Here is an 11,093-nt window from a genome sequence, read left to right as displayed (position 1 = left end):
TCAAGCTGTGTAAGGCAAAAATCAGTTACAGCTTAGTGCATTACCCAGATTCCACCAGCCAATACGGAGAGAACCGTGATAAACGTTTGATACACCACATCCATAATGAGATTCCCGATACTGTCTCCATCTGCCTTGCGATTTTTAATCATGACATAAGTATGTGACCAAAGACCACTTAATCCGTATATGTACATCGTTACCAATACACCAACCCAAAAGTTCCCTTGGAACCAGATGGCCATAATCCCCATAACTCCAAGCCCTACCTGGGAAAAACCATATTTAACCTGAAATGGTCCACCAGGCCATCCTAACATTTTGGCTGTCTGATCCGCTCTGGCAATGTTGACAACATAACCAATCACTCCAACCAATCCAAACGTAACCACAAACTGATGAAGCAGCAACACCCTGCTAATCTCGCTCATTTCCCCGGGAAAACCTAACACATATAGGTGTACTCCCCCTGAAATTAGACCTAACAACCATAGAACCAAAAACCACATGCCTGTCCCACTCCCGCCGTTTGTTATTTGGAATCATTTGTAACTAAATGTACAATCTTGTAGTTAAACACATTATATAATCGCTTTTACATTTGTCAATTCATACATAATTTTCTAGTTTGTCGAAGCTTTTGTCATTTTTCTTCTTCTGTACGCAAACAAGAAAACCATATAGTTCCATTTAACTTGAAAATAATAGGAATTTAGCCCTATTATTACATTAAAAGGTTTGAAACCTACTTCTTTTTTAACGCTTCAAAAGAACCACAACTCATTTATTTGACATAGCTGATAGTTCAATTATCATCTGTTTGATCATCTACGATTACAGAACAACAGCAACTATCCATTAAAATATAATATAAAGGAATTGACATCCGATCTCTTTGTAACTATTATAGTTACAACGGTGGTGATTATCCCATGAGACAAATCAGCAGTCGCTTTTCCATTGCGGTTCATACCCTGTCCCTGATCGCTGTTATGCCCAATGAATGCACCGGAGATGTGATCGCGCAGAGTGTGAATACAAATCCCGTGATTATTCGGCGGATTATGTCCAAGCTGAAACAGGCTGGACTGATTGACGTCAGACCCGGTGTGGGTGGTGCTTCCTTGTTGAAAGATCCAGCCGACATTACCCTTCTTGATGTATATCGAGCGCTTGAGGTCGTGGAGGATGGGGAATTGTTTAACTTTCACAAACATCCGAATCCGAAATGTCCAGTCGGCAACATGATTGAACACACCTTGCGTGCCGAACTCATTGAGGCTCAGACAGCCATGGAACAGCGCTTGAATCGTGTAACCATACAACAGATGATGGATCAGATTCATGTCTCTGAATAAAAAAGCTCATAATGAGCTTTTTTTAACCCTTTCGTTGTAATCACACCTGTTATAACAATTTTGATTACATCCATATGCAAACAAAACACATATCCTAGGAGGAAAAGAAAATGAAAATTTTGGTTACTGGCGCAACAGGTCAATTGGGTTCACTGGTTGTAGAGGCATTGTTAAAAAACAATTCTGCCAAGGATGTGGCAGTAAGTGTACGTAATCCGGAAAAAGCGGAAACATTCCGCGCTCAAGGCGTTGACGTACGTCACGGTGATTTCGATCAACCAGAGACGTTGGAGAAAGCTTTTGCCGGTGTAGATCGTCTGTTGCTCATCTCAACTGATGGTGACAATGAAACGCGTATTCGCCAACATCAGGCTGCCATTGACGCTGCCAAGAGCGCAGGTGTTGGATTCATCGCTTATACAAGCGTTGTGAATGCAGAGAAAAACACCCTTTCCCTGGCGGAAGTTCACCGCGCTACAGAAAAAGCTATTCGTGAATCCGGCATTCCGTATTCCTTCCTGCGCAACAACTGGTACCTGGAAAATGAAGCAGGCAGTGTGCAAGCAGCTACGCAAGGTGCACCTTGGGTTCATGCCACCAACAACAGCCAAGTAGGCTGGGCTACCCGCAGTGACTACGCCCATGCTGCAGCAGCTGTACTCGCAGGCGAAGGACATGAGAATACCGTATATGAATTGTCCGGCAAACTACGCACGCAAGCTGAACTGGCTGCCATTGTTGGTGAAGTGCTTGGGCAGGAAATCAACGTGCAAAACGTGGACGATGCCGCTTACGCCGACATCATGAAAGGTGCAGGTCTACCAGACTTTGTCGTATCGATGCTTGTTGATATGCAAAGTGCCATCCGTGAAGGCGCATTGGCTGTAGAGAGTGATACTTTAGAGAAATTGCTTGGCCGTCCGGCTCAGCCACTTAGCGAAGGTATTAAAGCAATTGTAGGCAAGTAAGTTTTGGATATGAGAAAGGGACACACCAACAAGTGTTGGATGCGTCCCTTTTTTTGTGTAGCTAACGATCAATACAACGGTATACAACTTGAACGGAAGACTGCACATTCAATCCATTCATTGCGACTGTTGCAATTCGAGATAGGTATTTATGCTTTCCACAACAGTTCATCACTCATTGCTCACCAGTCACTGCTCAAGAATATAACGTGCAGGAATGTGATCGGCCAGCCAGATATTTTCGTTTCCATGATAAAAGAGGATTCCGTCTGTGGAAGCTTGAGCAGCATTGATTCTCAAAATGACAGGCTGATCATCCCGTCTTCGTCCCACCTGATTGGCTGTATCGATGTCTGCGGACAGATGTACATATTGCCTTTGCCGCGGCTGTAAGCCATGTTCCATAATAGAATGCACTGCGCGTGCCGGGGTCCCATGGTACAGGGTTTCCGGTGGCTCAGCAGATATTTTCGATATCTTATGAGGTGTCGAATGTCCATACAATGCCCGAATGCGGCCAGAACGGATTTCATGTCTCTTTTTCTCCGAGGTTTGGATCATCTGCTCCAGATCGGCTTGCGTGACTTCCTTCCACTGCGGACTTTCATGTAAAGCCACCAGTAATTGCGAGATTTCCACCCAACCCTCTTCGTCCAGTTCCAGCTCATACTCCCATGGTGCATGTCGCAGAGCGTATGAGAGTTCCTTGCTTAATTTCATCAGATCCAATGCAATCATCTCCCACATCTAATAAAACCGTCTATTTTTGCGATTGAACCGCTGTTAAAATCTCCTGAATGTTACGTTCCAATCCTTCATCGTCTTCCTGATTGAATTGGCGGTGTCCATCAATCCCACGTTGGATAATCGTATTCATCACCGGATGAACCTCACGATCGGAAGCCACCCGAATCAGATCATCGGCAAAATCAACCGCCTGCTGTTCACTGTAATTAAACGGTTTAATCAGCATCCGAATGCTCAAGGCATGGGCCTGCGGCTCCGCCAGCTGATCCCGATGAGTGATGCCATACACCGCGCCAAAACCAAAAGCAGCCATGACCTGACGCTCCAGTTCTGTTGTCTGTTCCAAAGGCATGCCAATCAGCTCACACATTTTGTCCACCATCTGCTCCAACTCGTTTGCTGCCGCAGCCAGAATTACGTCATTAATATCGTCAGCGTTGATAAATTCAGTCATATTGGTTTTCTCCATTTCTGCACCGTATTTGATCCATTCTCTTAGACTCTATGAGAACATTGTATCGGAGTTGGGGTGTTCGTTTCAAATTCTATCTATAGGTGGAGCTGTTAATCACGGCATGATTTATCGTCTGGCTAACTTCGAGACGAACTCTATAAAATATAACGTCATTCAATTACATCCGATTCCCTATAACATAATAAATAACAAAAAAACCAAATCTCCTCTTTTATAAGTCGACTTGGTTTAATTTATCGTACGAATATGCTCATCTAGCATACCATTTTATAAAAGAGGTGTTATAACTCAAGCCATCTCATGTTGCTTTTTCGACTCCACTTCATAGACCTGCGTATGTTCATTCTCGGCTAAAGACCATTCCACTGTACCTGGCTTGCGCACTTTCCATACCCAGGCTTGAACTCGCAGCGAGCTTCTGACCCAAGCTAAGGAAGCACAGCGTTTCTCAGAACGAACCGTCAACCCCCAATGAATAACACGAGCGAGCCACGGATTCACATACTCATTATGTGAGCGAACAGATGGCAATTCATCCTGGAACAACCGCTGTTTCACGTCCATAGGGGGTTGCCCACATGTCCAATAATGGAGCAGAGCTGCCAAACTATAGATGTCCGACATCGGTCCTTGACTGGATTTCTCCGAATAAAACTCTAGCGGAGAATAACCTGCCGATGTAAATATCACCTGTTTCTCTCCAGATTGCATCGGCCAACGGGTAGCTGAGCCAAAGTCCAGAAGTTTGGGTGTACCATCCTCCATAACCATAATGTTGGAAGGTTTCACATCCCGGTGAAGAATGCCTTGCTTATGTATGTAATCCAATGTATCCACCAGTGGAAGCAGCGTCTCCGTTATGAAGGCAGCATCAAGAGCATGATTATGTTCATTCAAATACTCGGTCAATGTGATTCCCGTGCAGTATTCCATAACCAGATACCCCGTACCATTCGCTTCAAAATGATCCAAATACGATACAATATGAGGATGATCCAGTTTCGATAACAGTTCACCTTCGAGCAGAAATGCAGCCAGTAACTCCTGATATTGCCCACCGTATCCTCGTGAAGAGCAGAACACCCCTCGCTTGTCTGCCTGCCGTTCAGCCATTCTCTGTGGAAAAAATTCCTTAATGGCTACTTTGGCACCTGTATTACGATCTCGCCCTGCATATACAATAGCCAACTCACTGCTGGCTAATACCTGTCTTACCTGATATGTATCATTTATAATCACATTGCGCTGCAATGCCATTTTGCAATTGTCTTTTCTCATAACAGACCTCTTTTCAACCTTGTCGATCGGAAGACTTTCCGCGTAAATGCATCACTTGGTTCGACCAGTCAGCAATTCATCGCCAACTATACATATAAACCAAATGATGCAATTTGAAACACCTTACGCGAAATATTTAAATATTAATGATATCAAGCCTTCTTCGTTCTACTGCTAATCCCTATCCACACTATTCTATAGAAGAAAAGCATTCTCTTATATAGAGTATCGACAGATGGATGTAATTACTTTATTAAACTGGAGAATAACATTTCTCATCCTTCATTTACAGCTTTTATTAATAATTATTCTGTAAAAAACGCCCGATTTCCTCGTTCATCTGAACCAATACGTCCTGTGAAGGAAAATGTCCTGTATCATACTTGATGGCTTCTACATTCGTAATAATCTTTTGAGCTCGCTCAATACACTTATCCGCTGGGAAAAAGACATCCTTCTCCCCCACCAATAACAAGGTTGGTGACGTGTAGTTCACCAGTTCTTCCCGCTCCGTAAGCTTGGGCAGATCCTGATCTATGCTGACGTATTTAAAAAGTTTGCCGATAATGTTTTTATCCATTTCTTTCATGCAGTTGCATGACATGTTGTCCGTAATTTTTTGCAAAGAAGATGGTGAAGACGTCATACGATACTTGACGAGTGGCAGCGTGATATCCTGAGCTGTTTTAATTTTGGAATTGACCGCAAGACCCGCAGGAGCAACCAATACGGCACACGAGATGCGTTCCGGAATATAGGTAGCCAGTCTGAGGATAATGCCTCCTCCAAACGATGGACCGATAAATGCACTCTTTTCAATATCATAGTGATCTAACAGATCCGATACCCATAATGCCAAGCTATCAAACCGTGTCGAGATACTTGCTTCCTCACTATAACCAGGATGACCAATCGTATCAGGAGCAATAATCCGGTATTCTTTAAATAAAGAAGAGAACCAGGACAACGTCATCGGATTCACACAATTACCGCCTTGGAGAATAAATAACGGCTTGCCATCTAGAGGACCCGTCAGTAAAACATGTGTCTTTCCAAAACGCGTCTCTACATACTCCCGAGTAAATTCCTCACCCAACTCGTTCAAATAAATCTCATACTCTTCAAGTATGCTGCTCTTGCCTTCTTCACTTCTATAAATGGAACTCATGTCTGCCTCCTGCAATATATACTCAAATACCCCATTCTATTGAATGGACTTGCTAATCAGTGGACCAAAAAGATAAAGAGGGCCTGCAGATGACAGGCTCCTCCATATGTTTAACTAATCATATTCAGATGATTATAGAGCGGAAACTGGAAATTGTAAATAACGATTCTAATAGACCAGAAATAAAGGAGGCATCCTTTGGAAAAATCAATTTCATAACTCACTAAAAATGGATTTTTGTAACTAGATATAGACAAATTAAACCGCATTTATCTATATCTAGCCTTGATTGAAGCAGCGAAAGGTATTATGAAATTGATACGGATAAATACTTACTTCCGGCCGTAATCTGCCTTGATTTCGCCCCACTGCTTGGTCTGCCATTTTAGCACTTTATTGCTGTACGTATTCGTCTGGAGCCACTGCTCCGCACGATCAATCATCAGCCAGATCTCTTCCGTGGAGTTGTCTCTTGGCAACGTTGTGGCTACTTTTTTCTGCTTTAGCCATTTCATGGCATTGACCGAGTCGGTATACACCGTTTTGGTACTGCCTTCTTTTTTCAGATGTGCAAGGGCATGTACAATGGCCAAAAATTCGCCCAGATTGTTCGTGCCTTTGGAGATCGGTCCGACGGAGAAAATAACCTCACCGGTGCGGGTGTCTACTCCTTTGTATTCTACAGGTCCGGGGTTACCACGTGTGCCCACATCAACAGAGACGCTGTCGTAATCCACTTCCTCTGACGTTTCCATGCCAGCACTTCTTCCGCTACCAGCCGACTTTGTCTTCGACGCTCCGCCTGCACTTGAACCCCAGTTCCCTTTCCAGCCAGCACGATACGCTTCTTCTGCGGCTGTTTTGGACTCATAGGATTTATATTTTGCTCCAGTATAATGATCCGTCTGCGCTTTGCAATCTGCCCATGTGTTATACACACCCGGCTTCTTGCCTTCCCAGACAACATAATATTTCTGTTTTGCCACTGTAACCCGCTCCTTTGTTCACTTCATCAATACCCTATTGTAAACGATCTGGTGGGCGGAATGAAAGCTATGGATTTATCCATCTGCATAATTCCTCCAACTCCAGAACAGTCTAAGAAACAAAGCGCATACTGGAATAGAAAGGAATATACGTATGGACTGGATATGGAAATCTGTTTTACTTGTACTTATCGGCATGATTCTGCTGCGAATTGCAGGACGCAAGTCGATCTCACAGATGAGTGTCGCCACAACGGTCATCATGATCTCCATCGGAACAACGATTGTACAGCCCATCGCAAATCATGAGCTTGGCAAAGCGATTGGATCAGCATCGGTCTTCATTTTGACATTACTTGTGGTGGAACAACTGCAATTGAAATTTAATGTTTTTGAACGGTTAATGAGTGGCAGTTCCAAAATCGTGGTAGAGGACGGAAAGGTCATTATCCCGAATCTGAAACGCATGCGTTATACGATGGATCAGCTTGAGATGCATATGCGACAGCACGGAATTACAAGTGTAGACGATCTGGAGACGGCAACGGTGGAACCCAATGGCCAACTTGGTTATGTCCTGAAACGACATGCTCGTCCCGTGACGATTGGAGATCTGGAAGAGATCCTACGAAGTTATGCAATTACAGGCAGTAGTCCAGCAACGGGAGAACACCCACAACAAGACAACAGCAACAATTCTTCAACGCATAGCGATAACTCCTCAGATATTTTCCAAGAAGTCAGTAAAGGTGCTCATGTTCATCCCGTTGATCCTAAGCTTCAATAGACGCTCCTAGCCCCATCAAAAATTAAAGACCGGCCCTGCGAGCATGCAATAACATCGCTCCAACAGGTACGGTCTATGTTCATTTCAATTGATTATTTCGAAAGATTGCTCCAGGTCTCCAAACGAAGATATAGTCCCAATCAACGTGTACTCAGGTAAGCAATGCCTAAGCCGCCCGTAACTGGATTTGTATAGATTTCACAATCGACATCAAATACCTCACCAATCATCTCGCGAGTCAGAATATCTGCCGGTTTGCCATGGACTACAATCTGGCCCTTTTTCACCACATAGAGATAATCGCAATATTCTGCGGCGAGTTCGAGATCATGCAGCGCTGCCAATATACCAATGCCGAGTCCACGGACAATATTTAGAATTTGTAGCTGGTATTTGATGTCCAGATGGTTCGTCGGCTCGTCCAGGATCAGGAATTGGGGTTGCTGTGCCAAGACACGTGCCAAGACCACACGCTGTTTCTCTCCACCAGACAGAGACACGTAATTGCGGTCTGCATGTCCAGTCAGATGTACTTTTTCCAGAGCCTGCTCCACGATTTCGTGATCCCGTTCATTATCCGTCTCCAGCATTTTTTTGTGCGGGGTACGGCCCATCATGACCATCTCACGTACTGTAAAATCAAAACTCAATTCATTAAACTGGCCGACAACGCCCATGTGTCTGGAAACAAGCTTTGGACTGGATTTGAGAATATCGGTATTGTCCAGAAAAACCTTACCTTGCTGCGGTTTGATCACTTTATAGATGCTCTTGAGCAGCGTTGACTTGCCACAACCATTGGGTCCGATCAGTCCAACGAACTGTTTACCGTTCACCTGTAATGAAATATCCTTGATGATGTCCGTGTTCAGCACAGAGATGGATACATTTTCTACGTTCAGCTTCATGTTTAATTTCCTCCAAAACCGTAGCCTTTTTTGACCAGCATATACATAAACATTGGTGCACCAATCATGGCCGTAATAATACCTATTGGCAACTCCACGCTGGATATGAGGGATCGTGCAATAACATCCGTCCAGATGAGGAAAATGGCTCCAAACAGCACAGATACAGGCATCACTTTACGATGGTCGGAACCCACGAGACCTCTGACAATATGCGGAATAATGAGTCCAACAAAACCAATCATGCCACAGCTCGCCACCATAACGCCTGTCACCAAAGCGGTTAACAGCATGTACAGTCTGCGATACACACTCAGATTAATGCCCAGCGTAACAGCTGCTTCATCCCCCAATAACATCGTATTAAGAACTCTGGACTGTAAAAGGAAAAATAGAATCGCCACCAGCACGACGATACCCACGAGTGGAAGCTTGTTCCATCCGGAAGCCGCCAGGCTGCCCATGGTCCAGAATGTCACCGTTTTGATGCCTTCAGCATTGTTGGCAAAATAAATAATAAAGTTCGAAAAAGCGCTGCATAACGCGTTAATCACCATTCCGGCAAGCACCAGCTTGACCGACGTCATTTTCCCCCGAATCCCTGCCAAAGTCAGGACCAGTAAGGACGCACCCATCGCACCGGCAAAGGCCCAGAAAGCCACCCCCGTCTGACCTAGCCACCCAATCGCACCGAATCCAATAAGAATTGCAAAGGTTGCTCCAAGTGAAGCGCCTGAGGATATACCCAGTATGTAAGGATCAGCAAGTGGATTCTGCACAGCAGCCTGCATAACAGCACCGCACAAGGCCAAGCCTGCACCGATAAACATCGCCATCAGCACACGCGGGAAACGAATCTGCCAGATAATATCGGTAAAGGAACCTGCCTCAATGGGTGTTGTCCCCCACTGAAATCCCGTTAATTTGTATAAAAGAATACGATATGACTCCACCAGTGGAATTTGTACCTGTCCAATGGAAACTGCAATACCTACGGATATAAGCGTGATCATGATTAAAGCTGCAATCAGTAAAGCAAACCCGGATTTACTATGAATCAGAGACTCTCTTTTCCCCATACGCTGTGTCTGAACCTGAACCGTCTGTGCCATCTCTTCCCCCATCAATTCGCGTAAAATGTAGAACAAATTAAATTTAGCTATTTACAATGTGTTTTCTCGGATTATAATTGAGAATGATTATCTTTGTCAATTTAAAACACATAGAAAAGGGGTTCATCATTTAATGAAATTCACATCCAGAACCATTGGCTTTGCTGCTCTAAGTCTCCTGTTACTGCTACTTGCAGCCTGTTCGAACGCTTCAACTTCTTCCCCTGCCGAAGAAACAACTTCACCTACTAACACGACAGAAACTTCAGCTCCTGCTGAGAATACAAATAAAACGACGTACCCGCTCACCATTGAAAATTTCACGATCTCGGGTGAGGGTGGCGAGTGGAAACCCAAAGTGCAAGTATTCGATAAAGCACCTGAACGTGTTGTTGCGAATACCCAATCTGCGGCTGAGATGCTCATCAAATTAGGTCTGACCGATAAAATGGTCGGTGTTGCTGCTCTTTATGGTTCCGTTACACCCGATGTGGCTGATGATTTCGCCCAAATTCCGGTATTGTCCAAGGATTATGTAGGTAAAGAGCTGGTTGTAGGTGCAAGCCCGGATCTGGTACTCGGACGGGGCGACCTGTTCGCTGATGCAGACTGGGGCGTGGGTACCGTCGATGGATTGAATGACATGAATATCCGTACGTTCCTACAAACGACGAATCACAAAGGCACACTCGATAGCCTGTATAGTGATATTGCACAACTTGGGCAGATCTTCGATGTTCAAGATAATGCCGCAACATTCACGGAAAGTCTGAAGACTCGTGTTGCAGCCATTAAGGCAAGTGTAGCCGATCAGCCTGAGCAACGTTTTGCCTATATCGTACCCGCTACGGAAGACACCATTACGGTCAGCAGCATGCAAAATGATACGTATCAGCTTGATGCACTTGGCCTGTTGAGGCTGAAAAATACGTTTGATGGTGTGCAAGGTGAGGTAAGTGTTGAGCAACTGATCACAGCGAACCCGGACTACCTGCTCTTGTCCGCGTATGCCGGTTCACCGGATATCGATAAGCTGATTCAAAATCTGTATGCCAACCCTGCCCTGCAAAGTATGAACGCAATCAAAAACAAACAGATCTATGTCACAGATTTCAGCCAGTTCTGGGGTTATGGATATCAAATTCTGGACGGTATTGAGAAAATGGGACAGGAAATGAAAGCTAATCCGATGAAGTAATGACTTGAGCCAATGAGCAGGAGAAGACATTCTCACTGCTCTTTTTTTCAGTCCACTTTAGAACATACTAAATTAACGGATAAACTCACAAATTAAATTAAAAATCAT

The 11,093-nt window shown here is 44.4% G+C and carries 12 protein-coding genes; 4 read left to right on the top strand and 8 right to left on the bottom strand.

Going from position 1 to position 11,093, the window contains the following annotated elements; all coding sequences use genetic code 11:
- Nucleotides 1-32 precede the first annotated feature (32 nt).
- Entirely contained in the window at nucleotides 33-509 is a 477-nt protein-coding gene (locus CXK86_RS28640; RefSeq protein ID WP_026080959.1) for a DUF6790 family protein, read from the bottom strand.
- A gap of 423 nt (nucleotides 510-932) precedes the next feature.
- On the opposite strand from CXK86_RS28640, the gene CXK86_RS28635 reads away from it, so the two are divergent.
- Entirely contained in the window at nucleotides 933-1,358 is a 426-nt protein-coding gene (locus tag CXK86_RS28635) for an Rrf2 family transcriptional regulator (protein WP_036668516.1), read from the top strand.
- Between the two features lie 110 nt (nucleotides 1,359-1,468).
- On the top strand, nucleotides 1,469-2,326 hold the full coding sequence (locus CXK86_RS28630) for an SDR family oxidoreductase (protein WP_076254382.1): 858 nt from the start codon (nucleotides 1,469-1,471) through the stop codon (nucleotides 2,324-2,326).
- A gap of 189 nt (nucleotides 2,327-2,515) precedes the next feature.
- Here CXK86_RS28630 and CXK86_RS28625 read toward each other — a convergent pair whose 3' ends face one another.
- The 5 genes from CXK86_RS28625 to rnhA form a co-directional block, all read right to left on the bottom strand.
- A complete protein-coding gene (locus CXK86_RS28625) occupies nucleotides 2,516-3,055 on the bottom strand; it encodes an RNA 2'-phosphotransferase (protein WP_076254431.1) in 540 nt (179 codons plus the stop codon).
- A 31-nt stretch (nucleotides 3,056-3,086) separates the two neighbouring features.
- Nucleotides 3,087-3,527, bottom strand: a complete 441-nt coding sequence (gene imm48 / locus CXK86_RS28620; RefSeq protein WP_076254380.1) for an Imm48 family immunity protein — start codon at nucleotides 3,525-3,527, stop codon at nucleotides 3,087-3,089.
- A 309-nt stretch (nucleotides 3,528-3,836) separates the two neighbouring features.
- The gene (locus CXK86_RS28615; protein WP_076254379.1) at nucleotides 3,837-4,826 is read right to left on the bottom strand and encodes a serine/threonine protein kinase; all 990 of its coding nucleotides are present in this window, start codon (nucleotides 4,824-4,826) and stop codon (nucleotides 3,837-3,839) included.
- A gap of 298 nt (nucleotides 4,827-5,124) precedes the next feature.
- Entirely contained in the window at nucleotides 5,125-5,994 is an 870-nt protein-coding gene (locus CXK86_RS28610) for an alpha/beta fold hydrolase (protein WP_036615225.1), read from the bottom strand.
- A 332-nt stretch (nucleotides 5,995-6,326) separates the two neighbouring features.
- Nucleotides 6,327-6,980, bottom strand: coding sequence for a ribonuclease H (gene rnhA / locus CXK86_RS28605; RefSeq protein WP_036615228.1), 654 nt, complete (start codon nucleotides 6,978-6,980; stop codon nucleotides 6,327-6,329).
- Nucleotides 6,981-7,134: 154 nt separating this feature from the next.
- Here rnhA and CXK86_RS28600 point away from each other — a divergent pair, with 154 nt between their 5' ends.
- Nucleotides 7,135-7,767, top strand: coding sequence for a DUF421 domain-containing protein (locus CXK86_RS28600; protein WP_076254377.1), 633 nt, complete (start codon nucleotides 7,135-7,137; stop codon nucleotides 7,765-7,767).
- Between the two features lie 140 nt (nucleotides 7,768-7,907).
- Here the strand turns inward: CXK86_RS28600 and CXK86_RS28595 are convergent, their stop codons facing one another.
- Together CXK86_RS28595 and CXK86_RS28590 are read right to left on the bottom strand one after the other, a co-directional pair.
- Nucleotides 7,908-8,675: an ABC transporter ATP-binding protein gene (locus CXK86_RS28595; RefSeq protein WP_047843839.1), complete on the bottom strand. Its 768-nt coding sequence runs from the start codon at nucleotides 8,673-8,675 to the stop codon at nucleotides 7,908-7,910.
- Nucleotides 8,676-8,677: 2 nt separating this feature from the next.
- On the bottom strand, nucleotides 8,678-9,754 hold the full coding sequence (locus tag CXK86_RS28590) for a FecCD family ABC transporter permease (RefSeq protein WP_218640811.1): 1,077 nt from the start codon (nucleotides 9,752-9,754) through the stop codon (nucleotides 8,678-8,680).
- A 166-nt stretch (nucleotides 9,755-9,920) separates the two neighbouring features.
- Between CXK86_RS28590 and CXK86_RS28585 the strand changes: the two genes are divergently transcribed.
- The gene (locus tag CXK86_RS28585; protein WP_076254373.1) at nucleotides 9,921-10,985 is read left to right on the top strand and encodes an ABC transporter substrate-binding protein; all 1,065 of its coding nucleotides are present in this window, start codon (nucleotides 9,921-9,923) and stop codon (nucleotides 10,983-10,985) included.
- The last annotated feature ends 108 nt before the right edge of the window (nucleotides 10,986-11,093 follow it).

Origin of the sequence: Paenibacillus sp. BGI2013 (assembly GCF_002843485.1) — a bacterium.
GTDB lineage: Bacteria > Bacillota > Bacilli > Paenibacillales > Paenibacillaceae > Paenibacillus > Paenibacillus amylolyticus.
Note: the sequence above shows the minus strand (reverse complement) of the source record. Positions and strands in the feature narration are given on the sequence as shown.